A 24,358-nucleotide genomic window follows, 5' to 3' on the forward strand; every position below is an offset into this window, starting at 1 on the left:
GCCCCCTGCCAGCCGAACCTCAAGCGCGCAGGCGATCGATCGTGTAGCGCTCGAAGGCGTGGGGATCGCGCGCCGCATCCCGAAGAATGCCTTCTTCCAGCGTCATGGCGACCTTGCCCTCGGCAAGCATCAGCCCAGCATCGCAGGCGACCGCCAACGTCGTCAGGTCGTGCAGCGCCGTCAGCAGCGTCAGGCCGGCATCGACGCGTTGCCGCAGCGCGTGCCGCAGGTCGAACGCCGCGACGGGGTCGAGCCAGTTGAAGGGCTCGTCCAGAATCACCTGGTCGTGGCCGCCCGCAAAAGCCGCGGCGATCGCAAGCCGTTGCCGCATCCCGGCGGAACAGTCGCCGATCCAGCGATCAAGGAGCGCGCGCACCCCCAAGGCGTCCCCCACTGCACCCACCTTAGGAAGCGCCGCTTCGACGGTCCCGCCGACCAGCGCCAAGATGTCGCGCCCGCGCAGGCTATCCGGCAGCTTGTCCGCTGGGGGCGCGAAGCCGAAGCACGCCGCGCGGACCACGCGGTCCGATGCCACGTCCTGCCCAAGGATCGAACAGGTGCCGCCGGCAAAGGGCAGCCGACCGGCCAAGGCCCGCAACAGGCTCGTCTTGCCCGATCCGTTCGCACCGATCAGGCCGAACCAGGCACCCGACTGAACCGCTAGGTCCACGCCGTGCACGATCCGCTGGCCGCCCCGGTCGACGACTGCCCCAATGAGGCGGATGGCGGCGCTCATGCGAGCAGCCACCTATTGGCGGCCGCGCGCCGCTCCAGCCGCCACAGAATGGCGACCATCGCAACCGGAAGCAGCATGGGCAACGCATAGCCGATCAGTGCAAGGACCCCGATGAGGATGGTGATACCAAGATCGGCGAGCCGCTTCCCATAGGCGCAATAGGCGCAGATGCGGAGCGCAAGAAAGAACAGCATCGCAAGACAGGCGAGCAGCACCGCGCTCGCGCACCCGGCTCCCACGACCAGCCAGCAACCGGGAATCGCGACGCCGGCGAACGCAAGCAACGCCCGTGCATGGCGGCCGACGATGCGGAGGGGTGAATGCCCGCTGCCGACCTCGAACCGCACGACCGCATCGTCGATCATCGTCAACGCCGCTGCGAAGAGTACGGCCTCAAGACCGAGGATGGCGAGTTGTCCCTGCGGTGCGAGGGCCGCGAGCGGGACCAGCGAAAGAAGCTGGAGGATCGCCATCCCGACCCCGATATGCGGCGCATGCAGCAGTCGACGCGCGCGCCACCCCGCTGCCGAAGGAAGGGTCCGCACGTGCCCAATGTGCCGCGCCGCCACCTCGACGGTCGCACCCCCGCAAAGATAGGCCGCCAGACTGAAGGGGAGCATGCCAGGCCGTGCGGCCAGGGTGACCGCGGCGACGACGAGGATCCCGATACAGTGCCAGCCAAGTCGGTAGAGTCGACACGACCTACGTTGCAGCGCCTCTGCTGCCAGCACGCCATCGGTACGATGAAAGGCCAGCCGCGCAGACAAGAGGCGGCTCACCCAGATTCCCGAGGCTTACGCGACAGCCGCGGCCGATCTTGTCGCCACCGTCGCGCTTTGGTCCTGCGCCCAGGAACGCGCGAGCGCCAGCGCGATGCAGAGCACGGCTCCCACAACCAGACGATCCTGCCAGCCGGACAGGTTCGCTGCCGCGCTGTTGATCACGATCTGCCGGTCATGCCGGAATAGCCGGTTGTCAAAGACCCGCACGCGTCGCATCGAACCCGTCTACTGCAAGGCGGGCACTTCACAACCCGCGAAGGGACGTGCTGCCCGCCCCATCCTCTCACCGCGTCGGCACGGGCTCCGCGCCGGTATAGTCGTAGAACCCGCGCTTGGTCTTGCGCCCATACCAGCCCGCTTCGACATATTTCACCAGCAACGGCGCGGGGCGGAATTTGGGGTCGCCGGTGCCTTCGAACAGCACGCGGGTGATCTCCAGGCAGGTGTCCAGGCCGATAAAGTCGGCCAGGGTGAACGGGCCCATCGGGTGGTTGAGCCCCAGCTGGCAGGCCGCGTCAATGTCGGGAATCGTCGCCACGCCCTCGCCCAGCGCGAAGCACGCCTCGTTGAGCATCGGCATCAGCACGCGGTTGACGATGAAGCCCGGCGCGTCGTTGGCATGGACGATCCGCTTGCCGAGCGACTGACCGAACGCCTCCACCGCGGCGACGGTCGCGTCGCTGGTGGCGAGGCCGCGGATCAGCTCGATCAGGCCCATCACCGGCACCGGGTTGAAGAAGTGCACGCCCATGAACCGCCCCGCATCGGGCGCCGCCTGGGCGAGGCGGGTGATCGGGATCGAGGACGTGTTGCTGGCGAGGATCGCGTCGGCGCCCAGCGCCTTGCCGACCGTCTCGAAGATCTGGCGCTTGATCGCCTCCCGCTCGGTCGCGGCCTCGATCACCAGGTCGCAGGGCGCCATCGCGGCGAGATCGGAGATCGGGGTGATCCGGCCGAGCGCCGCTTCGGCATCGGCGGCGGTGATCTTCTCCTTCTCCACCGCCCGCGCCAGCTGCTTGGCGATGCCCGCCTTGCCGGCCTCGGCGCGGGCCTGGTCGACGTCCGACAGAAGCACCGCATAGCCCGCCTGTGCCGAGACCTGGGCGATCCCCGCCCCCATCTGACCCGCACCGATCACGCCTACCGTCTTCATGTCCGTCTCCTGCTTGCTTTGGCAGCGCTCCTACCGGCTCCCGCGCGTCAGGGCTAGCGGCGCGATCACTCCTCGCCGTTCGGCGCGTCGCGAGGGTCGCGGCGGCGACGGTCGGCGTCGGCGGCGGGGGCCGGGATACGGACGTTGCGCGGGATGGCATCGCGCGCCTCGCCTTCGGGCACCAGCTCGCGTACCCGGTTGAGATCGAGCTGGACGCCCTTGTCGTCGATCTGGACGCCGGCGCTATTGAGCACGCCCTCCAGGTCGAGGCCGTTCTCGTCGATCGCATTGTCGGGCTCGGGCGGCGGCGGCGGCAGGGTGAGGCCGAGCGCGCGGACCATGAAGTCGCGCCAGATATGCGCGGGCAGGCCGCCACCATAGGCGCCGGAGACCGGGCTGTTATCGTCATTGCCGATCCACACGCCGACGACGAGGTCGCCCGCCCAGCCGACGAACAGCGCGTCGCGGCCGTCCTGGGTGGTGCCGGTCTTGCCGAACGCCGGCACCGGCAGCGCGGCGGCACGGGCGGTGCCGGACTGGACCACCGTGCCGAGCATCGAGCGCAGATCGTCGAGCAGCCGACCGTCGAAGCGACTGGGGCCACCGAGGCGGCGCGCCAGCCAGTCATCGGCGGACTCCTCCGCATCCAGCCCGCGCGGGCGCACGGGGTAGCTCCCGTTCGCCACCGCGGCATAGGCTGCGGTCAACTCGAGCAGCGTGCCGGTGGAGGTGCCGAGCGCGATCGAGGCGTCGTTGCCGAGCGGCGTGGAGATGCCGAGGTCGCGCGCCGCCTGCGTCACCCGGCCGACGCCGAGCTTCTGGATCAGCCGCGCCGCGACGACGTTGCTCGACTTGGCCATGGCCTGGCGGAGTGTGATGCGGCCGGCATAACGGCCATCGCTGTTCGAGGGCTTCCAGTCGCCGATCTGCACCGGCGTGTCGTCGACCATCGTGTCCGGCGTCATGCCCGAGCGCAGCGCCGCGAGGTACACGAACAGCTTGAACGCGGAGCCGGGCTGACGCCGCGCCTGGGTAGCGCGGTTGAACGGGCTGGCGGCATAGTTGCGCCCGCCGACCATCGCGACGACGCGCCCGTCGGGCCGCATCGCGACGAGTGCGACCTGCGTCTTGCCGAGGCCGGCGCTCCTGACCACCCGTTCGGCCGCGGCCTGCAGGCGACTGTCGAGGGTGGTCGTCACCGTCTGCTCGGTGGCGACGCCGCCGGCGCGGTCGCGCGCCTCGGGCAATACCCAGTCGGCGAAATAGGTGCCGTTGGGCAGCGTCTCGTCGCTGTCCTGCACATGGAGCACCGCCGGGCGCACGCGGCGTGCCTCGGCCTCGGTGATGAAGCCCGCTTCCCGCATCGCGCCGACCACCAGCCGCTGGCGTTCGCGTGCGCCGTCGAGATTGCCCGTGGGAGCAAGCCGGCTCGGCGCCTTGACGAGACCCGCGAGCAGGCTCGCCTGGCTGAGCGTCAGATGCTCGGGCCTGGTCGAGAAATAATGCTGCGCGGCGGCGCGCAGCCCATAGACATTGTCGCCGAAATACACGTTCGAGAGGTAGCGCGAAAGGATCTCGTCCTTGGTCAGCCAGCCTTCCAGCCAGAAGGCGATCAGCACTTCCTGCGCCTTGCGCCCGAAGGTGCGACGCGAGTCGAGAAAGGCGTTCTTGGCGAGCTGCTGGGTGATCGTGCTGCCGCCCTGCGAGCCGCCCCCCGAACTGACATTGTGGAACATCGCCCGCGCGATCCCGCGCGGATCGACACCCCAATGGCTGTAGAAGCGCCGGTCCTCGATCGCGATGAACGCCTGCGCGACATGATCCGGCAGCTTCTTCACGTCCACGGGCGCGCCGATCACCGCGCCGCGCCGGGCGATGGGCGTGCCGTCGGCGGCGAGCAGCGTGATCGAGGGCGGCGCCGGCGGGCGCAGCGACTTCGACAGCGGCGCGGTGATCGCCAGCCAGGCGACCGCGGCGATGAACAGCAGGATGAAGACGGCAAGGCCGCGGACGATCCAGCGACCCCAGCGGATGCGGCGCTTCGCCGGGGTAGCGGGAGGCAGATCGTCGCCGCCGCCACCACCAAAGCTTCCGCCGCCATAGCCATGGCCCAGTGGCTCGGCGGTCGCCGCGCTTTCGGCAGTGCCCAGGCCGGGCCGCCAGATCGGCTCGCGCTTGTCACGCCGGCCTTGCGGGCGCCAGGCACCGGATTGCGCCACATCGTCGTCGGCGCCATCGCGCCGCAACGGGAATCGACTGTCAGGGATACCGGGCTCGCGCGCCATTTCCTCGCCTTACCCGACTATCTGTGTTATCGCAATAACACACAGGGATTTTGCGGAGGGAGGCGGCTCAAGCCTCCAGCTCGATGTCCCAATAAAGCCAGTCGCGCCAGGTTTCGTGGAGGTGGTTCGGGGGGAAGCGCCGGCCATGCTCCTGGAGCTGCCAGCTGGTGGGCCGGATCGGCTGGATGTGGAGCGGCATGCTCGCCTGCTGGGGGGTGCGGCCACCCTTTCGCAAATTGCAGGGGGCGCAGGCGGTGGCGACATTTTCCCAGGTGGTGCGGCCGCCCTGGGCGCGGGGAATGACGTGGTCGAAAGTGAGATCCCGGTGCGATCCGCAATATTGGCAGGCGAACTTGTCGCGGAGGAACAGATTGAACCGGGTGAAGGCGGGGAATTGCGAAGGCCGAACATATTGTTTGAGCGCGATGACTGAAGGGAGCTTCAGCACCGCGCTGGGACTTCGCACTTCCCGTTCATAGTAGGAGACGACGTCGACGCGATCGAGGAAGATGGCCTTGATCGCGGTCTGCCAAGGCCACACGCTCAGGGGATAATAGCTGAGCGGGGTATAATCGGCGTTCAACACGAGCGCCGGGCAGCCATCCGGATGGCGGATCAGATCGGGATGGTACATGCAGAACCTCACCCTCGACTTTGGTGTCCCGCCTTTTACGCAAAAGCGTGACGCCCACATGACAGCATATGCCGCGACTCGCGGTCAAGAGCCACGTCCATGGATATCCACACCCGATTCGCTCCCAGCCCCACCGGTCGCCTCCACCTTGGCCACGCCTTTTCGGCGCTGCAGGCGCACGACTTCGCGAGGGCGAACGGCGGTCGTTTCACCCTGCGCATCGAGGATATCGACGGCACAAGGTCGCGACCTGAACATGTCGCAGCGATCCTTGCGGATCTCGACTGGCTGGGGCTGACATGGGACGAACCGCCCGTGTTCCAGTCGCAGCGGCTACAACGCTATGCCGCCGCGCTGGACCGGTTGCGGGCGATGGGCCTGCTCTACCCCTGTTTCTGCACCCGCGCCGACATCGCGGCGAGCCTGTCCGCCCCGCACGGGCCGGAGGGTGCTCTGTATCCCGGCACCTGCCGCCGACGCGCCGACCCCGACCTGAGTCGCCCGCATAGCTGGCGGCTGGACATGGCGGCAGCGGTTGCCCGTGCGGGCGACCTCGTCTGGCAGGATGCCTTGGCCGGCACGGTGGTCGCCGATCCGCTCTCGCATGGCGACGTGATCCTGGCGCGCAAGGACGCGCCCGCCAGCTATCACCTCGCGGTCACCATAGACGATGCCGCGCAGGGCATCAGCCATGTCGTGCGGGGCGCGGATCTGTTCGCCGCCACCCATGTCCACCGGCTGCTCCAGGCGCTGCTGGATCTGCCGACACCCGAATATCGCCACCACGCGCTGCTCGCCGGGCCGGACGGCACCCGCCTCGCCAAGCGGCACGGCGCACCGACGCTGGAATCGCTGCGGCTGGCCGGCGAAGACGGACGCGCGCTCGCCGATCGACTGCGCAAAGGGGAAGTACCGATTGGCTTCGGCCAAATCGAGGCGTAGAACAGCGCGATGATATTCCTCGCGATCCTGTTCCTCGCAGCGGTCCTGACGACGCTGTTCTTCCTGATCAAGGGGCTGGTCAACATGGCCGGCACCACCAGCCAGGACCTGCAGGGCGACGGGCCCAGCGAACGCGCGATCCGATCGAACAAGCTGATGCAGAAACGCATCCTGTTCCAGGCGATCGCGATCGGTATCGCCGCGCTGATCCTGCTGATCGCCTCCGCCAAGAGCTGAGCACACCGCGCTGGCAGGCCCGTCCTGTCGAGTGAATGGTGTGCCGCATGGTGACAGTTCCCCGGCCCGCTGCCGGGGCACCCAGCGTCCGGGCAGGAGCCGCCCGGAGGCGGCCCCATCTCACTCGGCGGTGTAGGAGAATTCTACCTCGGCGATCTCATGATCGTCGACGCGAAGCGAACGGCGCGAGCGATAGAGCCCGCCCCCCACTTCCTCGTCATGCGTTGCCGGTTCGAAACGGCCCATCAGGAAATGGCCGTCCGGATGCCGCGCGAATGCATCACGCAGCACCTCGCGGAACAACAGCCAGTTGGCCCCGGTGGCGCCCGCTGCCTGGCCGCCCTCGAGATAATAGGTCTCGCGGCCGAAGCGGACGTTCAGCTGGAAAGACAGAATCCCGCCCGCTCCATCGCGCGCGATCTGCAGATCGGTCCGGTCGCGGAAGGTCAATACCGTCATGATCAAGCGGCGGGCACGATGGATCGCATGCTCCTGCAGCCCCTTCTTGTCGAGGCTGGCCGCCTTGAGGCTGCACAGCGCCCAGAGATTGGTCAGCACGGCGCGCCAACCCAGACGCTCGGTGTGGATCCCTTCGTTCCGCTCCAGCGCATAGCGGGCATTGCGGCGGACATTCTCGCTGGTCTTCTTCCAATAGCTGTCGAAATCCGGCCAGCGCGAGAAGTTCACGCCCTGCACGAACATCGGCCGCGCCGATTCGAGGCAGACGCCGGGCAGCGCGGCAATGCAGGCCGTGCGCGCCGGATCCTTGTTCCAGCGTCCCCCATAGAAATAGCGGCCACTGCCGATTGCGCGGAGCATCGCCATCATCGCATCGGGCCAGCAATCCGCCGCGTGGGGCAGCAACTGGATCGCGTCCAGGATGCGATTGCGGGGGTTGCCGACCAGGACGGCGCACTGGCCGATCTGCGCACCCTGCGCGTCGAAAAAGGCGAAGCGCCGCAGCCGTTGCTTCCGCGCGCTCTTCAGCGCCTCCAGCCGGATCGCGGTCGCGCTGCCCTGGAAGGACGCACCCGCCTGTTCGGCGAACGCATCCCATCGCGCATCGGCACGCCGACCGCCCCCGAGCGCGCCGATGCCGATGGAAGATCTGGCATGAACTCGATTGGTGGAAGCGTTTGTTTCCTCCGCTGCGCGACTCGCAATCTCGTCCGCGACGCTTTGAGACGTGTCTAGGTCCCGCGCAAACAGCCCGGCTTGCTGGAAACTAAGCCTCACGAACACCACCTCCCGAGGAACCTGCATGCACGAAGGACGAGAAGCCCTTCCAGCCCACACCCGCAAATGAATTTAAAATGACGAACTGGTTGCACGTCTCGCCCAGTATACGGGGGCGGAACATCTCTTTTTCACTACCCTTCCTGACAGACGGCACGCCCGCCGCCCTTCCTCACCTATTTCAAACCGTTTTTTTCGTGCTGCGCCCCCGCGTTCTTCTAGCGCAGCACATAGCACGCACCCCTCTTGGGAAACAGACACAATCAGAAATATTCCCTTTGGCGCAACCCTTCCGGACCGCACAGCTAGGCTTATGATATAAGGCCTTAAATTTCTCTGCCGCACCGATCGGAGAGCGTTGCTGGGGCTACTATGCCAGAAGCTGGGACAATCAAGCCCGCGCCGCCCACGCGCTGCGCGATTCCGCACGCGCAAGTCGAACAGTTTTTGTCCATGCCGAGGACGCGCGCAAACGGTGGTTGCGCCCAGGACCGCGACACCACGGGACGACAATAGGCGGCCCCCTGGGCGCGCCCCGCTTCGGCGACGACGGGCCCGTTACCGCGGCGCGATTTCCGCCCCGCTCACCCGCCAGACGATGTTGCCGAGATCGTCTGCGATCAGCAGGGCGCCGGTACGATCCAGTCCAAGGCCGACCGGCCGGCCATGCGCCTTCTCGCCGTCGACGAAGCCGGTCACCACGTCGACCGCCTTGCCGGCGGGCCGCCCCTCCGCAAAGGGGACGTAAATGACCTTGTAGCCGTTGAGGTGGCCCCGATCCCAGCTGCCGTGCTCGCCGATAAAGGCGCCCGATCGCCACTGCGCCGGCAGCGCAGCAGCATTGGCCGAGAACACCATCCCAAGCGGTGCGACATGGCTGCTGAGGCCGTAATCGGGCTTGATCGCCCTCGCGACGAGGTCTGGTCGCTGCGGCTTCACCCGCGGATCGATATTCTGGCCCCAATAGCTGTACGGCCAGCCATAGAAGCCGCCGTCGCGCACCGAGGTGATATAGTCCGGCACCAGATCCGGCCCCAGCTCGTCACGCTCGTTCACGACGGCCCACAAGGTGTTGGTCAGCGGCTCGAACTGCAGCCCGTTGGGGTTGCGCAGGCCGGTGCCGTAGAGTCGATAGGCGCCGCTTGCCCGATCGACTTCCCAGATGGCGGCGCGGCCGCGTTCGGCGTCCATGCCATTCTCGGTGATGTTGCTGTTCGAGCCTACCCCCACATACAATTTCGTGCCGTCCGGGCTCGCGACGAGGCTCTTGGTCCAGTGATGGTCGATCGGGCCGCCGGGCAGGTCGATCAGCTTGGTGCCCGCAGCAGTGATGCGCGTCTGGCCGGTTTGGTAGGGGAAGCGCAGGATCGCGTCGGTGTTCGCGACGTAGAGATCACCGCCGACCAGCGCGACGCCGAAGGGCGAGTTGAGCCCGGTGATGAACTTGGTCTTGAGCTCGGGAACGCCGTCCCCGTTGGCATCGCGCAGCAGGACGATGTCCATGCCCGCCGTGCCGCCGCCATGGGCATGCGCCTGAATCAGGTTCATCACCACATCCTTGGGACGGTGAATCGGCTCGGGCGGGCCGTCCGTCTCGACCACCAGCACGTCGCCATTGGGCAGCGTGTAGACCGAACGCGGCTTGGCGAGGCCGGTGGCGAACGCCTGGACCTTCAACCCCGACGGCACCTTGGGTGCGCCTTGCCCCCAGGGGCTTGGCGGAACGACATGCATCGGCGGCACCAGATATTGCTGGATCGCCGGCAGCTTGGGATCGGCACCGATCTGCTGCTGGGGATCCTCACCCTTGCTGGCGCAACCGGCGAGCGCGAGCGTGGTGCCCGCGGCGAGAAGCAGTGCGCGCATCAGCGAAACCCTCCGAAACGGCTTTGACGCAGCAGGATCGCGCCGAGCGCCGATGCGGCGGTCAGCACCAGCACGGTGAGCACCGAGAGCACCAGGCCGGCAGGCATGGCACCGTAGGCGTCGCGACTGTGAATGAAATTGTTGAGCAGTGCCAACACCATGGCAACGCCGTAAGCAATCGCATAGGGATAGAGCAGCCGGTTCGCCCGCACCGCCGGCCGCACCAGATCGACCACGCCCACGATCGCGCCGAGCGCACCCAGCACCATCCCGCCCGCCAGCAGCCAGTCGGCAAAATTCTTCCAGGCGATGTCGTAGGTGCGGAAATAGGCGATGTCCGCCACCAGCGCCGCGAGGAAGCAGATAAAGGGCAGTCCGAGCACGATCGGGTGCAGCGGCAGGCCATAGGCGCGGGAACGGAGCGGAACGGGATCGGGCACGGGACGTCTCCCCAGACGAGTCAACCCTTCGAACGGTCGCGCTTTCAAGGGGTTCCGCCGCTTCCCCTGTGGCCCCTAGCCCTGCCGCCGCATTCGCCCTACCGTCCGCGCCCATGGTCAAGCTCAACAAGATCTACACTCGCACCGGCGACGCCGGCACCACCGGCCTCGCCGACGGCTCGCGCGTCTCCAAGGCCTCCGCACGGCTCGAGGCGATCGGCGATGTCGACGAGGCGAACAGCGCGATTGGCGTCGCCCGCACCACCCTCGCAGCCGGGGACCCGCTCGACGCGACGCTCGCGCGCATCCAGAACGATCTGTTCGACCTCGGCGCCGATCTCGCCACGCCGGGCGACCGGGAAGGCGCGTTGCGGATCACGCAGCAGCAGATCGAATGGATCGAAGCGGCGATCGACGATCTCAACGCCGCCCTTGCTCCGCTCAACAGCTTCGTGCTGCCCGGCGGCAGCCCCGGGGCTGCCGCGGTCCATCTGGCCCGCGCGATCACCCGCCGGGCGGAGCGTGCCGCGGTGGCAGCCAATGATCAGGGCACGCTTAGCGCCAACGCCTTGGTCTATCTCAATAGACTTTCAGATTTTTTGTTCGTGGCGGCACGCCACCTGAACCAAAATGGCAGCGACGACGTTCTGTGGGTGCCTGGGGGGCCGCGTAACGATTAGCACTCGATCCCCGCATCCCACCGTATGGGTTGTCCCGGCGACGGGCTTGCGGTAGGAGAACAGAGTGAGAACGAAACCGGCTATCGTCACGGCGCCCGATGCCCTAGGTCGCCGATTCCGGACGGTGCGGGGCCTGAGCACGGCGTTGGTCGCCACGCTCTCTGACGCCGATGCGACGCTCCAGTCGATGGACGACGCGTCGCCGGCCAAGTGGCATCTCGCGCACACCAGCTGGTTCTTCGAGACCTTCGTGCTGCGCGATCATGTGCCCGGCTACCGGCTGTTCGACGATCGCTGGCCGTTCCTGTTCAACAGCTATTATGAGGCGGAGGGCCAGCGCCATGCCCGGCCCCGCCGCGGAATGCTGTCGCGTCCGACGCTGGACGCGATCCAAGAATATCGCGCCGCGGTGGATGCCGCGCTGCTGGCGGTGCTGCCGGAGCTTCCGCAGGCGGCGCTCGATCTGGTCGAACTCGGCTGCCAGCACGAGCAGCAGCATCAGGAACTGCTGCTGACCGACATCCTCCACCATTTTTCGGTCAACCCGCTGGAGCCCGCCGTCTGGCCGGGCGCGGCGAAGGTGCCGGTGGCGATGCCCGGGCCGATCGGCTGGATCGCCGGGCGCACGGGTGAAGTGTCTACAGGACGCGAGTCGGGCCACGGCTTTGCCTTCGATTGCGAGGAGCCGCGCCATCGCGCCGTGCTCCACCCCCATGCGCTCGCCGACCGTACCGTGACCAACGGCGAATGGGCGGCGTTCATTGCCGAGGGCGGCTATGCCGATCCGCGCCACTGGCTGGCGGACGGCTGGGCCTGGGTGCAGGCCAACCGGATCGGCGCGCCGCTCTACTGGCGCGAGATCGACGGCGTCTGGACGCGCTTCGGCCTGGACGGCCGTCGCCCGATCGACCCGGCCGCGCCGGTCACCCATGTCAGCCTGTTCGAGGCCGACGCCTATGCAAGCTGGGCCGGCGCCCGGCTGCCGACCGAGTTCGAGTGGGAAGCCGCCGCGGCAGACGCCGATCCGCACGCGGGCAACCAGCTGGATGCCGCCGGCCCCGTCGAGCCGCGCCCCTCCCCCAGCGGCCCGGCCTGGTTCGGCGATGTCTGGGAATGGACCGGCAGCGCCTACCGCCCCTATCCCGGCTTCCGCACGGCGGAAGGCGCGGTGGGCGAATATAACGGCAAGTTCATGAGCGGGCAGTTCGTGCTGCGCGGCGGCAGCTGCGCCACCCCGCGCGGCCATATGCGGGCCAGCTACCGCAATTTCTTCTATCCCCACCAGCGCTGGCAGTTCACCGGCGTACGTCTGGCGAAGGACCTCTGATGCTCAAGCAGGAACTCGAAGACGGCCAGGCGAGCCTTGCCGATCCCCATTTCCGCGCCGACGTGCTGACCGGCCTCGCCGCCAGCCCGCGCGCGATTCCCGCCCGCTGGTTCTACGACCGGCGCGGCTCGGAGCTGTTCGAGGAGATCACCGAACTCCCCGAATATTACCCGACCCGCACCGAGACGGCGCTGCTCGAATCGATCTCCGCCGACCTCGGCGACCTTGCCGCGCCCAATGCGGCCGTGGTGGAGTTCGGCTCGGGCTCGTCGGTGAAGACGCCGCGGCTGCTCCGCGCGATCGAGCCTGCCGCCTACGTGCCGATCGACATCTCCGGCGAGTTCCTGCGCCACTCGGCCGCGCAGCTCTCCCAAGCCTTCCCGGGCCTGCCGGTCTATCCGGTCGAGGCGGATTTCCTGCGCCCGGTGCCGCTGCCCGAGCAGGTGGCGAAAATGCCGAAGCTCGGCTTCTTCCCCGGCTCGACGATCGGCAACATGAATGCCTGGCATGCGGTCGACCTGCTGCGCGCGATGCGCGAATGGCTGGGCGAAGGCGCGCGGCTGCTGATCGGCATGGACCGGGTCAAGTCGCCCGACATCCTCGTCCCAGCCTATGACGACTCGGCCGGTGTGACCGCGGCGTTCAACCTCAACCTGCTCGAGCGGATCAACCGCGAGCTGGACGGCACGATTCCGGTCGACGCCTTCCGCCACCGCGCGATCTGGAATGCCGATTTCGCGCGGATCGAGATGCATCTGGAGGCACAGCGCGACGTCGGCTTCACTGTCGACGGCAGGCCTTTCACGATGGCGGCGGGCGAGACGATCCACACCGAGAACAGCCATAAATACGGCCCCAACGGCGCGCGCCAGCTGCTCCGCGCGGGCGGCTGGACGCCGATCGAGCAATGGACCGACGCGAACGACTGGTTCGCGCTGATCCTCTGCGAAGCCCAGCCGCTGCGGCGGGCGCCGTAGTTTTCTGATTTCACGCGAAGTCGCGAAGATAAGAAGCTTTTGTTCGCGCAGAGAATGAAACCTGCTTCGCGACTTCGCACCTTCGCGTGAAATCAAAAGCACCCGACACCAACCGGTTGACCCCCGGGAAAGGAATCCGCAAGGCTCCTGCCCATGCGCTTCTTCTCGGACAATGCCGCCGCCGTCTGCCCGCCCGTGCTCCAGGCGCTGGTCGACGCGAACACGCTAGACACCGCCTATGACGGCGACGCCTGGTCGAAACGGCTGGACGGCGCCTTTTCGGATCTGTTCGGCACCCAGGTCCGCGCGCTGTGGGTCCCCACCGGTACGGCGGCCAATTGCCTCGCGCTGACCGCGATGTGCCCGCCCCACGGCGGCATCGTCTGCCACCGCGATGCGCACATCAACTGCGACGAAGGCGGTGCGCCGGAATTCTACACGCACGGCGCCAAGCTGCTGACCGCCACCGGCCGCGGCGCGAAGCTGACGCCCGAGACCATCCACGCGGTGATCGATCCGATCCGCAACGACGTCCACCAGGTGCAGCCCCACGCCATCTCGATCACCAACGCCACCGAATACGGGCTGGTCTACTCGCCCGATGAGGTTGCCGCTATAGGAGACGCGGCGAAGGCCCGAAAGCTCGGCCTGCACATGGACGGCGCACGCTTCGCGAATGCGGTGGCGCATCTCGGCTGCCATCCCGGCGACGTTACCTGGCGCGCGGGCGTCGACGCGCTGAGCTTCGGCTTCGTCAAGAATGGGGGCATGAGCGCCGAGGCACTGGTGTTCTTCCGCCCCGAACTCGCCGACGTGACGCTCTACCGTCGCAAGCGCGCCGGGCTGCTCTTTTCCAAGGGCCGCTATCTCGCCGCGCAGCTGCTGGCGATGCTCGAGAACGACGTCTGGCTCGCCAATGCCCGTGCCGCGAATGCCGGCGCCCGGCTGCTCGCCGAGGCGGCGGGCGACCGGTTGGTCCACCCCGTGCAGGCCAACGAGGTGTTCCTGAAGGCGGACCCGGTGGAAGCCGCCAGCCTCCGCGCGCTGGGCTTCGACTTTTACGACTGGGCCGAGGGCGAGGTGCGCCTCGTCACCAGCTGGGACCAAGCCGAGGACGCGATCCGGCCGCTGGCGCAGGCCATCGCCACCCTGTGAGCGCGGCGTTGCCCCGGTCCGCTCGGCTGACGGTGCTCGTCCCCTTCCTGCTGGTAACGCTGATCTGGGGCTCGACCTGGCTCGTCATCAAGGACCAGCTCGCGGTGGTGCCGCCGAGCTGGTCGGTCAGCTACCGCTTCCTCGTTGCCGGCGTGACGACGCTTATCTGGGCGGCATCGCGGCGCGACCGGCTGTGGCTCGACGCGCGTGGGTTCACCTTCGCCGCCTGCCTTGGCCTCGCGCAGTTCGTGCTCAACTTCAACTTCGTCTATCGCGCCGAAGCCCATGTCACCTCGGGTGTGGTCGCGGTGGTCTATGCGCTGCTGCTGGTACCCAATGCGATCCTGGCGCGGATCTTCCTGGGCCAGAAGATGGGGCGGCAGCTGCTGATCGGCTCGTTCGTGGCGATGGCCGGCGTGGCACTGCTGTTCGTGCACGAGGCACGCCTCAACCCGGTGGGCCCGCACGAGGCGCTGATCGGCATCGGCATCGCGCTCGCCGGCGTACTCTCGGCATCGGTGGCGAACGTGATGCAGGCAACCGGGACCGCCAAAGCCTATCCGATGGCATCGACGCTGGGCTGGGCGATGCTGATCGGCGCCGCGCTCGACGCGAGCTTCGCGCTGGCCACCGTCGGCCCGCCGGTGATCGAGACGCGGCCCGCCTATCTGCTCGGCATCCTCTATCTGGGCGTGATCGGCTCCTCGATCACCTTCACCCTCTATTTCCAGCTGATCCGCACCATCGGCCCGGCCAAGGCGGCCTATACCAGCGTGTTGATCCCGGTGATCGCGATGCTCTTGTCGACGCTGTTCGAGGGCTATCGCTGGTCGCTGCTGGCGGTGGGCGGCGGCGTGCTGGTGCTGGTCGGGCTGGTGCTGGCCTTGAGGGCGCGCAGGCCCAACCGGTAATCGGCGTAGCGCGGCCGCCAGCCGAGCAGCCGCCTCGCCTTGCCGTTCGCCACCCGGCGGTTCTCGGCATAGAAGGCACGCGAGGCGGGGCTCAGCTCCACCTCGTCGGGGGTCACCGCCGGGCCGGGATCGATGCCGAGCAGTTCCGCGGCATAGGCGAGCACCTCCGCCTGCGGCGCGGGCAGGTCGTCGGCCAGATTATAGGCACCCGGCGGCCCTGCGAACGCGGCAATTACCCCCGCCACCAGATCGTCGACATGGACGCGGCTGAACACCTGGCCGGGAAAGAACACGCGCACCGCACCCGCCGCCATCCGCTCCAGCGCCGAACGTTCGGGGCCGTATATACCCGGCAGGCGGAAGACGTGCGCGTTGGGCAGGCTTAGCCAGCCGCGGTCCGCGTCCAGCCGCCCGCCGCGCCGTCCCCGCAGCGGCGCACGCTCGTCCACCCAGCCACCGCCGGTATCGCCATAGACGCCGGTGGACGAGAGGTAGCCGAGCCACTTGCCACAGCCGGCGAGGTCCGCGCCATAGGCCGCCAGCACCGGATCCGCCTCGCCAGGCGGGATGCTGGAAAGGATGTGCGTTGCCGCCGCAATTTCGGCGCGGGTGCGGTCGCCGTCACCGAAGGTCGCGCGGGTTACCGTCGCCACCGTCCCGCCCCCGGCCTCCACCGCCGCCATCAGCCGCGACGCGGTGTAGCCGGGGCCGAAGACCAGCAGGCGCACGCCGCTCACGGCGCGACCGCGCCTCCGAACAGCGTCCCGAAAAAGTCGCCCCTGTTCCAGCTCGGCCGCGCATCGCCATTCGCCAGCGCCTGGACGGTGGCGAGGCCGACATGCTTGTACTTCACCGCCGAATCCCAGTTGAACGGCAGGTCGATCTGGTCCGACGGCTTGTGGTAATTCTCGTCGAGGAACTTGCGCGCCGCGACCGCGCCGGTGCCGCCCGGGCCGGTATCGATCGACACCGCCGGAATGCCCGCCTGCACGAAGCTGTAATGGTCGGAGCGGACGAAGAACATTTCCTCGGGCTCGGAATCGGGCACCACGCCCAGCCCTTCCGCCTTGGCGGCAGCCACTACCGCCGGACCGATGCTCGAACGCTCGCCGCCCAGCACCACCAAGTCGACCAGCGGATAGGTGAGGATCGGCATGTCGAAGTTCACGTCCGCCACGATCGAGCCCTTGGGCACCGTCGGGTAATGCGCGAAATAATCGGAGCCGATCAGCCCCTTCTCCTCGGCGGTCAGCGCCACGAAGAGCAGCGAGCGCCGTGGCCGGGTGCCGCCTTCCTGGATTGCCTTGGCGATCTCCAGCACCATCGACACGCCGATCGCATTGTCCATCGCGCCGTTATAGATCGGGTCGCCCTTCACCGGCTCGCCGACGCCGACATGGTCGAGATGCGCGGAGAGCACCACGACCTGCGCCTTGAGCGCGGGATCGCTGCCCTCGATCATGCCGACCACGTTGCGGCTGTCGCGCGTGGTCAGCCGGGTCTTGCTCGCCAGCACCAGCGTGCCGGCGAGCGCCCCGGTGGGCATGCGGGCGCCCTTGGTCTGCGCGGCAACCACATCCGCCCAGCGGATCTTCGCGCCCTCGAACAGCTTGGCAGCGCCCGCCTGGCTCAGCTGCCCGACGACCGGCGCCGTGGGCGACACGGTGTTGGCGACGCCGTCCGGCCCCGCCCAGCCGGTACGCGGATAGGCATAGAAGGGCGCGAACTTCTCGAGGCTGAACTTCTTGGCGCGCTCCACCGTCTCGACGATGAGCACCGCCTTGGCGCCGCGCGCCGCCGCCAGCCGTGCCTTCTGGCCGTCATCGCCGAAATGGGCGTTCACCTCGTTGGGCAGGCCCTTGGGCGTACCGGCGAGGATCGCGACGATCTTGCCGCGGACGTCGAGGCCCTTATAGTCGTCGCGCTTGCCCTCGGGATAGACGATCCCGTAGCCGGCGAACACGACCTCGCCCTCGGTCTTGAAATCGGGGGCGGAGGGGATCGGTTCGTTCACGAACTCCGTGCCGAAGCTGAGCGCGACATCCTTGCCGCCGCGCTTCAGCGTCCACACCGCCTTCTCGGCGGGGCGGTAGGTGGTAAGCTTCACCGGCTGGAACCAGCTGCCATTGGCGCCGGGCTTGAGCCCGATCGCGGCCATCCGTGCGGCGACATATTCCGCCGCGACATCGAAGTCGCGCGTGCCCGCCTCGCGTCCGCGCAGGGCATCGGAGGCGAGGAACTGGACATGCGCGCGGATCGCTGCCTGTTCCGGGGTGAGGGGGGCGGCCTGCTGCGCCAGCGCGGGGCTGGCGAGCAGCAGCAGGGCGAACAACGCGGGAAGCTTCATCGCGGCTTACTTCGCGCCGGGGCCGTCATAGGTGAGGCCGAAGAAATCATCCTTGTTCCACACCGGCCGCTCGTCGCCATTGGCAATGGCGTTGGCGATGCGGAAGTTGACGTCGACGAAGCGCACGCCCGACTGCCAGTTGAGCGCCGGCTGCTGGTCGATCTGGTCCGAGGGCTGGTGATAATGGTTCTTCATGAAGTGATCGATCGCCGCGCGGCCCGGCCCGCCGGCACCCGGCCACAGGAATACCGAGGGCACGCCCTTGCGGACGAAGTTATAGTGATCGCTGCGCACGAAGATATTCTCGCCCGGCAGCGGATCGTCGGACATCTTCACGCCGATCTCGGCCGCCGCCTTGGCAACGATCGGCCCCAGCGTCGAATGGTTGGCGCCGTACACCACGATATCCTCGAACGGATAGGTGATGATCGGCATGTCGAGGTTCACGTCGGCGACGATCGTGTTCTTGATCGTCGGATTGTTCGAGAAATAGTCGGAGCCGACCAGCCCCTTCTCCTCGGCGGTGACCGCCAGGAACAGGATCGAGCGGCGCGGTTTGGTACCCGCCGCCTTGAAGCGCTTGGCTTCCTCGATCAGCGAGGCGGTGCCGATCGCGTCGTCGAGCGCGCCGTTGTTGATCGTGTCGCCCTTAGCATCCGGACGGCCGACGCCGATATGATCGAGGTGCGCCGACAACACCACCACTTCGCTCGCTAGCTTCGGATCGCTGCCCTCGATCATCCCGGCGACGTTGAAGCTCGGCATCGGGGTGAGCACGGTCTTCGCCGCGACGGTGAGCGTGCCCGGCAGCTGCATCGCCTTGAAGGTCGCGCCGTCGACCTCGGCCGCCTTGGCGATCGTCGCCCAGGGGGTCTTGGCGCCGGCGAACAGCTTCTCGGCACCCGCCATGCTCAGCATGCCGAGGCCCGGCGTGCCGGGGGCTGCGATATGGCCGGTGCCGTCGGCATTGCCCCAGGTGACGCGCGGACGGTTGCCGTACGCCGCGTACATCGCGAACGGCCGGCTCTTGGCAGTGATCGGCGATTCCAGCGTGATATAGCCGATCGCGCCGTGCTTCCTGGCGATCTCCGCCTTGGCCGCGGGGTTCTGGAAGTGCGCGCCTTCCTCGCCGGGGAAGCTCTTGGGCGCGCCGCCGAAGAAGGCGACGATCTTGCCCTTCACGTCGACGCCCTTGTAATCGTCGCGGCCGAGCCCGACGATGCCGTAGCCGACGAACACCACCGGTGCGGTGACGCTATATTCCGGCTTTTCCGGGTTCGCGCCGACGATGAAGTCCTTGCCCGCTTCGAGCGTGATCGCCGCGGCCTTGGGCTTGCCGATCGACATCGCGCCGGTGCCGTCCAGCTTGTAGCTGATCAGCGGCACCTTCTGCAGATAGCCGCCATCGTCGCCGGCGGGCTTCAGCCCGGCGGCATAGAATTGCGACGCGACATAGTTGGCGGCGATCTCGAACTCCGGCGAGCCCGCATCGCGGCCCTTCAGCGCGTCCGAGGCGAGGAACATCACATGCGCCTTGAGCGCCGCCTGATCGGCGGGGAGCGGGGCGGTGATGATGGCGTTCCGCTCGGCAGCGGTCTGGGCGAGAGCGGGCGAAGCCAGGCATAGGACGAGGGCAAGCGGCGCGGTCGAACGAAGCATCGGGAATCCCTGGTGGTCGCAACAATATTTCAAGCCTAGCAGCGCTTCGGGGTCCGTCAATCGGCTGAACCGTTCGTCGCAGCATTTCCTTTCTGCGACGATTCCGTAGCGGGCGTGGCATCGCCTATGTCGAACAGGGAAATCGACAGAATTACAGTAGCAGGCAGGGCGGCTTGTCCTATATCGAACCCTGTATGAGTGACGCCCGCATCGCCGCCGCAGCTCCCCAGGCCATTCGCCGCGAGGACTATCGTCAACCCGACTGGCTGGTGCCGGACATCGCGCTGGACTTCGACCTCGACGTCGCGGCGACCCGGGTGAAGGCCGCGTTGCACGTCACCCGCAATGGCGCGCACGACCGGCCGCTGGTGCTGAACGGCGACGGGCTCGAGGCCCTGTCGGTGAAGGTCGACGGCGCGGCCGCAATAGGCTGGCGCATGGACGGGCAGGATCTGGTGATCCCGCTCACCGGCGATGCCCACACGATCGAGACCGAAGTGGTGATCGCGCCCGAGCGCAACACCCAGCTCCAGGGGCTGTACGCCTCGTCCGGCATGCTGTGCACCCAGTGCGAGGCCGAGGGCTTCCGCCGCATTACCTTCTTCCCGGACCGGCCGGACGTGCTTTCCAAGTACAAGGTGCGGATGGAAGGCGACAAGGCACGCTTCCCGGTGCTGCTCTCGAACGGCGATCCGATAGCGCAAGGCGATGCCGAGGGCGGCCGCCACTGGGCCGAGTGGCACGACCCGTTCCCCAAGCCGAGCTATCTGTTCGCGCTGGTCGCCGGCGATCTCGTCGCCAACACCGGCACCTTCACGACCATGTCCGGCCGCGAGGTGCAGCTCGGCATCTATGTCCGCGCGCCCGATCTGCCCAAGACCGACCATGCCCTCCACGCGCTCAAGCTCAGCATGAAGTGGGACGAGGACGTCTATGGCCGTGAGTACGATCTCGACGTGTTCAACATTGTCGCGGTCGACGACTTCAATTTCGGCGCGATGGAGAACAAGGGGCTGAACGTCTTCAACAGCCGCTACATCCTCGCTGACCCCGATACCGCCACCGACTGGGACTATGACGCGATCGCCGCCGTGGTCGCCCACGAATATTTCCACAACTGGTCGGGCAACCGCGTCACCTGCCGCGACTGGTTCCAGCTGAGCCTGAAGGAAGGCTTCACCGTCTTCCGCGACCAGAGCTTCTCGGCCGATCAGGGCTCGGCGGCGGTCAAGCGGATCGAGGATGTGCGCTCGCTTCGCGCCAGCCAGTTCCCCGAGGATTCCGGCCCGCTCGCCCACCCGGTGCGCCCGGACGAATATATCGAGATCTCGAACTTCTACACGGCGACCATCTACAACAAGGGCGCGGAGCTGATCCGGATGATGGCCACCATCCTCGGGCCGCAGAAGTTCCGCGCCGCGACCGACCTCTATTTCGATCGCTTCGACGGCACCGCCGCCACCTGCGAGGATTTCGTGGCGAGCATGGAGGAGGCCGGCGGCGTCGATCTCGGCCAGTTCCGCCGCTGGTACAGCCAGGCCGGCACGCCGCGCGTCTCCGCCAATCTGGTACAGGACGGCGCGACCACCCGCCTCGCACTCGCCCAGACCGTACCGCCGACGCCCGGCCAGCCGGTCAAGGAGCCGATGGTCCTGCCGCTCAAGATCCGCCTGTTCGGCGAGAAGAGCGGCGCCCCGCTGACCGACGAGCAGCTGGTGCTGTTCGACAAGCCCGAGCAGGAGCTGCGCTTCGAGAACCTGCCCGAGCGCGCGGTGCTGTCGATCAACCGCGGCTTCTCGGCACCGGTGATCGTCGATGCCAATCGTAGCGCCGCCGATCTCGCTTTCCTCTCGGCGCATGACGACGATCCGTTCGCGCGCTACGAGGCGATGCAGCAGCTGATGCTCGACACGCTGGTCGCGGCCGTCACCACCGGCAAGGGCGAGCATGGCGCGCTGATCGATGCCGTCCGCAACACGTTGACCGATCCGGCGCTCGATCGCGCCTTCATCGCCGAGGCGGTGCTGCTGCCGTCGGACAGCTTCATCGGCGACCAGATGGCGATCGTCGATCCCGAGGCGATCTTCCAGGCCCGCGAGGCGCTGCGCGCCGATCTCGGCAAGGCACTCGAAGCCGAATGGCGTGCCGCGTACGAGGGCGCGCGGGCCAACCGCTTCGAATATTCGCCGGCTGCAAAGGGCGCGCGCCGCCTGAAGAACGTGGCGCTCGGCTATATCGCGGCGAGCGGCGCGGCCGATGCGGCGGAGCTTGCCTATGCCCAGTTCGACGCAGCCGACAACATGACCGATCGCCAGGGCGGTCTCGCCACGCTGGTCAACGGCACCTCGTCCTACCGCGAAAAGGCGCTGGCGGGCTTCTACCAGCGCTATGCCGGCAACGCGCTGGTGCTGGACAAGTGGTTCCAGACCCAGGCGCTCTCCTCGCGCGACGACACGCTCGCCGCCGTCGAGAAGCTGGCCAAGCACCCCGACTTCACCCTCGCCAACCCGAACCGGGCGCGAGCGCTGGTCGGCGCGTTCAGCATCAACCAGCGGGCGTTCCACGATCCTTCGGGCCGCGGCTATCGCTTCGTCGCGGACCAGCTGATCGCGCTCGACAAGCTCAACCCGCAGACCGCCGCAAAGCTGGTGCCGCCGCTCGGCCGCTGGAAGCGCTTCGACGCCGACCGCGCCGCGCTGATGCGGGGCGAGCTGGAGCGGATCGTCGCCAGCCCCGGCCTCAGCAAGGACATGTTCGAGCAGGCCACCAAGTCGCTCGACTGATGCTCCGGCTGCTCACCGCCACGGTCCGCGACTCCGCCCGCGTGCGGACCGTCGCCACCGTGGCGGCACGGTTCGGACTGGGCGTGCTGCTGGAGACGCTGGGCTTCGCGGGGGAGGCCGACGCGGCCGACCCCGAGACGGGGGCGCTGCCGCTCCCGCGCCGCACCCGGCTGGCGCTGGAGGCGCTGGGCCCCACCTATGTGAAGATCGGCCAGATCCTGGCCACGCGCGGGGACCTGCTGCCGCCCGAATGGATCGCCGAACTGGAGCTGCTCCAGAGCGCCGCGCCGACACTGCCGTTCGACGCGATCCGCGGCGAAGTGGAAGCGGCACTCGGCATGCCGCCCGAGCAGGCCTTTGCCTGGTTCGACCCCGAACCGCTGGCCGCCGCCTCGATGGCGCAGGTCCATCGCGCCCGACTGGTGGACGGCCGCGAGGTGGTGCTCAAGGTCCGCCGCCCCGGCATCCGGGCAGCGATGGAAGCGGACCTGCGGCTGATCGGCGAGCTCGCCGCGCTGGTTGCCCGGAGCAGCGCGGAGGCGCGCCGGTTCGAGCCGGTGGCGCTCGCCCGACAGCTCCGCCAGGCGCTGCTGGAAGAACTCGACTTCACCAACGAAGGCCGCAACGCCGATCTGCTGCGCGCGGATTTGGCGAACAACCGCCGCGTCGTGGTGCCCGAGATCCACTGGCAATGGACGTCCGAGACGCTGCTGGTGATGGATTTCATCGCCGGCACCAGGCCGGTTTCCGGTGACGCGCTGCGTGCTGCCGGCATCGATCCCGAAGCCATCGCCGAACTCGGCGCCGATACCGTGATCGCGATGGTGCTGGTCAACGGCCGCTTCCATGCCGACCCGCACCCCGGCAATCTGCTCTGCCTGCCCGGCGACAAGCTGGCGCTGCTCGATCTCGGCTCGATCGGCCATGTCGGGCCGAAGCGCCGCGACGAGTTCATCGCCTTCGTCCTTGCGCTGTCCGGCGGCAATGCGCGGGCGCTGGCCGACACACTGGCGCTGTGGAGCGAGGGCCATGCCGTGCCCCGCCGCACGATCGATCGCGCGGCGGAGGCGATCGTCCAGCGGCACGGCGGCGGCACGCTCGTCCTGTCGGCAATGATGCCGGACTTCCTGCGGCTGCTGCGCGAAGAAGGGCTGGTGCTGCCGCCGGATCTGCTGCTGGTGTTCAAGGCGATGGTGACGATGGACGGCGTGCTCGGCCGCATCGCGCCCAGCTTCGACCTGTCCGGCGCTATCCATCGGGCACAGGTGACGCTGCTCGCCAGCCGCTTCGGTCCCATGCGGACGGCGGCGCGTTCGGCAGCGCTGGCGCTTGCTCTTGCCGAACTGGGTGAAGATGCGCCCCGGCTGCTGCGCGCTGCCGCCGCCAGGCTGGAGGCGCCGCCGACGGATACGGGCACCGCGCGGGCGATCACCAAGGCCGGGCAATGGGTCGCAGCGGAGCTGATCGCCGGTGCCGCGCTGCTCGCTGCCGCACTCTGGAGTCGCTGAACGACGTGCCACCTCCCCCGGCTGGGCGAGGCGGCGTCGCAGATCGCGGCTTACTTGCCCAGCTTCTCGATCTTTTCCTGAAGCCGCGCCAGTTCCGCCTTGAGCGCGGACACGTCGCCCTCGCCGCTGCTCGCTTCGGGGGCGGTGGGCGTCGCGGCCGGAGCGGCGTTCGGCGCGGGATTGGCTGCGCCGCCGGGCTGGAAGGCGCTGGCTGCGGCTTCGAACATCGCCATGTTGCGCTTGGCGATCTCCGCAAAGGGCGAGTTGGCGAAGGCGCCCTCGACCGCCGACTTGAACTGTTCCTGGTTGCGGCGGAAGCTGTCCATCGACGCTTCCAGATAACCGGGCACCATCGCCTGCATCGAATCGCCGTACATCGAGATGAGCTGGCGCAGGAAATTCACCGGCAGCATGGTTTCGCCCCGGCTTTCCTCTTCCATGATGATCTGGGTCAGGACATTATGGGTGATGTCCTCGTCGGTCTTGGCGTCGACGACCTTAAAATCACGACCCGCGCGGATCATGCCCGCCAGGTGATCGAGCGTGATGTAGGAGGAGGTTTCGGTGTTGTAGAGCCGCCGGTTCGCGTATTTCTTGACGATCACGACGCCGTCCGATGCCTGCTTCTTCATGGACCCCCGCCTTTCATGGTTTTGCCGCAGCCTAACGCCTTGGATTTCGCATCGCAACATGGTCCGCG

The 24,358-nt window shown here is 67.8% G+C and carries 22 protein-coding genes; 9 read left to right on the top strand and 13 right to left on the bottom strand.

The window, feature by feature from the left end; translation table 11 throughout:
- Nucleotides 1-19: 19 nt before the first annotated feature.
- The 6 genes from QZ814_RS02180 to QZ814_RS02205 form a co-directional block, all read right to left on the bottom strand.
- Nucleotides 20-736 carry an ATP-binding cassette domain-containing protein gene (locus QZ814_RS02180; protein ID WP_294329438.1) on the bottom strand — a complete coding sequence of 239 codons (717 nt, stop codon included), beginning with the start codon at nt 734-736 and terminating at the stop codon, nt 20-22.
- Nucleotides 733-1,515, bottom strand: a complete 783-nt coding sequence (locus QZ814_RS02185) for a hypothetical protein (RefSeq protein WP_294329439.1) — start codon at nt 1,513-1,515, stop codon at nt 733-735. The genes QZ814_RS02180 and QZ814_RS02185 overlap by 4 nt, the downstream gene beginning before the upstream one ends.
- 15 nt (nt 1,516-1,530) lie before the next feature.
- Nucleotides 1,531-1,680, bottom strand: coding sequence for a hypothetical protein (locus QZ814_RS02190; protein WP_294329440.1), 150 nt, complete (start codon nt 1,678-1,680; stop codon nt 1,531-1,533).
- 121 nt (nt 1,681-1,801) lie between these two features.
- Nucleotides 1,802-2,671: a 3-hydroxyacyl-CoA dehydrogenase NAD-binding domain-containing protein gene (locus tag QZ814_RS02195; protein ID WP_294329441.1), complete on the bottom strand. Its 870-nt coding sequence runs from the start codon at nt 2,669-2,671 to the stop codon at nt 1,802-1,804.
- 65 nt (nt 2,672-2,736) lie between these two features.
- Nucleotides 2,737-4,956 (bottom strand): transglycosylase domain-containing protein, encoded by a 2,220-nt coding sequence (locus QZ814_RS02200; protein WP_294329443.1) that lies wholly within the window; start codon nt 4,954-4,956, stop codon nt 2,737-2,739.
- A 67-nt stretch (nt 4,957-5,023) separates the two neighbouring features.
- On the bottom strand, nt 5,024-5,590 hold the full coding sequence (locus tag QZ814_RS02205) for an HNH endonuclease (protein WP_294329445.1): 567 nt from the start codon (nt 5,588-5,590) through the stop codon (nt 5,024-5,026).
- 99 nt (nt 5,591-5,689) lie between these two features.
- Between QZ814_RS02205 and gluQRS the strand changes: the two genes are divergently transcribed.
- Nucleotides 5,690-6,532 carry a tRNA glutamyl-Q(34) synthetase GluQRS gene (gene gluQRS, locus QZ814_RS02210; protein ID WP_294329446.1) on the top strand — a complete coding sequence of 281 codons (843 nt, stop codon included), beginning with the start codon at nt 5,690-5,692 and terminating at the stop codon, nt 6,530-6,532.
- A 9-nt stretch (nt 6,533-6,541) separates the two neighbouring features.
- Entirely contained in the window at nt 6,542-6,769 is a 228-nt protein-coding gene (locus tag QZ814_RS02215; RefSeq protein WP_294329447.1) for an HIG1 domain-containing protein, read from the top strand.
- Between the two features lie 120 nt (nt 6,770-6,889).
- Here QZ814_RS02215 and QZ814_RS02220 read toward each other — a convergent pair whose 3' ends face one another.
- The 3 genes from QZ814_RS02220 to QZ814_RS02230 all read right to left on the bottom strand — a co-directional run bounded on the left by QZ814_RS02220 (nt 6,890) and on the right by QZ814_RS02230 (nt 10,311).
- Entirely contained in the window at nt 6,890-8,005 is a 1,116-nt protein-coding gene (locus tag QZ814_RS02220; RefSeq protein WP_294329448.1) for a hypothetical protein, read from the bottom strand.
- A gap of 558 nt (nt 8,006-8,563) precedes the next feature.
- A complete protein-coding gene (locus QZ814_RS02225; protein ID WP_294329449.1) occupies nt 8,564-9,871 on the bottom strand; it encodes a sorbosone dehydrogenase family protein in 1,308 nt (435 codons plus the stop codon).
- A complete protein-coding gene (locus tag QZ814_RS02230; protein WP_294329450.1) occupies nt 9,871-10,311 on the bottom strand; it encodes a DUF2231 domain-containing protein in 441 nt (146 codons plus the stop codon). Before QZ814_RS02230 ends, QZ814_RS02225 begins: the two co-directional genes overlap by 1 nt.
- 113 nt (nt 10,312-10,424) lie before the next feature.
- Between QZ814_RS02230 and QZ814_RS02235 the strand changes: the two genes are divergently transcribed.
- From QZ814_RS02235 to QZ814_RS02255, 5 genes are all read left to right on the top strand, one after another.
- Nucleotides 10,425-10,991, top strand: a complete 567-nt coding sequence (locus QZ814_RS02235; protein WP_294329452.1) for a cob(I)yrinic acid a,c-diamide adenosyltransferase — start codon at nt 10,425-10,427, stop codon at nt 10,989-10,991.
- A gap of 64 nt (nt 10,992-11,055) precedes the next feature.
- A complete protein-coding gene (egtB, locus tag QZ814_RS02240; protein WP_294329453.1) occupies nt 11,056-12,318 on the top strand; it encodes an ergothioneine biosynthesis protein EgtB in 1,263 nt (420 codons plus the stop codon).
- Entirely contained in the window at nt 12,318-13,295 is a 978-nt protein-coding gene (gene egtD, locus QZ814_RS02245) for an L-histidine N(alpha)-methyltransferase (protein ID WP_294329454.1), read from the top strand. Before egtB ends, egtD begins: the two co-directional genes overlap by 1 nt.
- Nucleotides 13,296-13,448: 153 nt before the next feature.
- Nucleotides 13,449-14,450 carry a beta-eliminating lyase-related protein gene (locus QZ814_RS02250; protein ID WP_294329455.1) on the top strand — a complete coding sequence of 334 codons (1,002 nt, stop codon included), beginning with the start codon at nt 13,449-13,451 and terminating at the stop codon, nt 14,448-14,450.
- Nucleotides 14,451-14,458: 8 nt separating this feature from the next.
- Nucleotides 14,459-15,361: an EamA family transporter gene (locus QZ814_RS02255; protein WP_294329456.1), complete on the top strand. Its 903-nt coding sequence runs from the start codon at nt 14,459-14,461 to the stop codon at nt 15,359-15,361.
- Here QZ814_RS02255 and QZ814_RS02260 read toward each other — a convergent pair.
- Genes QZ814_RS02260 through QZ814_RS02270 form a run of 3 tightly spaced genes read right to left on the bottom strand, consistent with a single transcriptional unit; the run spans nt 15,271 to nt 19,367 of the window.
- Entirely contained in the window at nt 15,271-16,098 is an 828-nt protein-coding gene (locus QZ814_RS02260) for an NAD(P)-dependent oxidoreductase (protein ID WP_294329457.1), read from the bottom strand. The two genes, QZ814_RS02255 and QZ814_RS02260, sit on opposite strands and share 91 nt — an antisense overlap.
- Entirely contained in the window at nt 16,095-17,708 is a 1,614-nt protein-coding gene (locus QZ814_RS02265; protein WP_294329458.1) for a M28 family peptidase, read from the bottom strand. Before QZ814_RS02265 ends, QZ814_RS02260 begins: the two co-directional genes overlap by 4 nt.
- Nucleotides 17,709-17,714: 6 nt before the next feature.
- Nucleotides 17,715-19,367 carry a M28 family metallopeptidase gene (locus QZ814_RS02270; protein WP_294329459.1) on the bottom strand — a complete coding sequence of 551 codons (1,653 nt, stop codon included), beginning with the start codon at nt 19,365-19,367 and terminating at the stop codon, nt 17,715-17,717.
- Nucleotides 19,368-19,561: 194 nt separating this feature from the next.
- Here QZ814_RS02270 and pepN point away from each other — a divergent pair, with 194 nt between their 5' ends.
- Together pepN and QZ814_RS02280 are read left to right on the top strand one after the other, a co-directional pair.
- Nucleotides 19,562-22,150, top strand: coding sequence for an aminopeptidase N (pepN, locus tag QZ814_RS02275; protein WP_294329460.1), 2,589 nt, complete (start codon nt 19,562-19,564; stop codon nt 22,148-22,150).
- On the top strand, nt 22,150-23,658 hold the full coding sequence (locus tag QZ814_RS02280; protein WP_294329461.1) for an AarF/ABC1/UbiB kinase family protein: 1,509 nt from the start codon (nt 22,150-22,152) through the stop codon (nt 23,656-23,658). Before pepN ends, QZ814_RS02280 begins: the two co-directional genes overlap by 1 nt.
- 50 nt (nt 23,659-23,708) lie before the next feature.
- On the opposite strand, the gene phaR is transcribed toward QZ814_RS02280, so the two are convergent.
- The gene (gene phaR / locus QZ814_RS02285; protein ID WP_294329462.1) at nt 23,709-24,290 is read right to left on the bottom strand and encodes a polyhydroxyalkanoate synthesis repressor PhaR; all 582 of its coding nucleotides are present in this window, start codon (nt 24,288-24,290) and stop codon (nt 23,709-23,711) included.
- Nucleotides 24,291-24,358: the final 68 nt, after the last annotated feature.

Source organism: uncultured Sphingomonas sp. (genome assembly GCF_913777625.1).
Taxonomy (GTDB): domain Bacteria; phylum Pseudomonadota; class Alphaproteobacteria; order Sphingomonadales; family Sphingomonadaceae; genus Sphingomonas.

Excerpts from the sequence above, each read along its gene's own strand:
- QZ814_RS02180 (WP_294329438.1), bottom strand. The coding sequence starts at position 736 with ATGAGCGCCGCCATCCGCCTCATTGGGGCAGTCGTCGACCGGGGCGGC.
- QZ814_RS02195 (WP_294329441.1), bottom strand. The coding sequence starts at position 2,671 with ATGAAGACGGTAGGCGTGATCGGTGCGGGTCAGATGGGGGCGGGGATC.
- QZ814_RS02200 (WP_294329443.1), bottom strand. The coding sequence starts at position 4,956 with ATGGCGCGCGAGCCCGGTATCCCTGACAGTCGATTCCCGTTGCGGCGC.
- QZ814_RS02205 (WP_294329445.1), bottom strand. The coding sequence starts at position 5,590 with ATGTACCATCCCGATCTGATCCGCCATCCGGATGGCTGCCCGGCGCTC.
- gluQRS (WP_294329446.1), top strand. The coding sequence starts at position 5,690 with ATGGATATCCACACCCGATTCGCTCCCAGCCCCACCGGTCGCCTCCAC.
- QZ814_RS02215 (WP_294329447.1), top strand. The coding sequence starts at position 6,542 with ATGATATTCCTCGCGATCCTGTTCCTCGCAGCGGTCCTGACGACGCTG.
- QZ814_RS02225 (WP_294329449.1), bottom strand. The coding sequence starts at position 9,871 with ATGCGCGCACTGCTTCTCGCCGCGGGCACCACGCTCGCGCTCGCCGGT.
- QZ814_RS02235 (WP_294329452.1), top strand. The coding sequence starts at position 10,425 with ATGGTCAAGCTCAACAAGATCTACACTCGCACCGGCGACGCCGGCACC.
- egtD (WP_294329454.1), top strand. The coding sequence starts at position 12,318 with ATGCTCAAGCAGGAACTCGAAGACGGCCAGGCGAGCCTTGCCGATCCC.
- QZ814_RS02250 (WP_294329455.1), top strand. The coding sequence starts at position 13,449 with ATGCGCTTCTTCTCGGACAATGCCGCCGCCGTCTGCCCGCCCGTGCTC.
- QZ814_RS02265 (WP_294329458.1), bottom strand. The coding sequence starts at position 17,708 with ATGAAGCTTCCCGCGTTGTTCGCCCTGCTGCTGCTCGCCAGCCCCGCG.
- QZ814_RS02270 (WP_294329459.1), bottom strand. The coding sequence starts at position 19,367 with ATGCTTCGTTCGACCGCGCCGCTTGCCCTCGTCCTATGCCTGGCTTCG.
- pepN (WP_294329460.1), top strand. The coding sequence starts at position 19,562 with ATGAGTGACGCCCGCATCGCCGCCGCAGCTCCCCAGGCCATTCGCCGC.
- QZ814_RS02280 (WP_294329461.1), top strand. The coding sequence starts at position 22,150 with ATGCTCCGGCTGCTCACCGCCACGGTCCGCGACTCCGCCCGCGTGCGG.
- phaR (WP_294329462.1), bottom strand. The coding sequence starts at position 24,290 with ATGAAGAAGCAGGCATCGGACGGCGTCGTGATCGTCAAGAAATACGCG.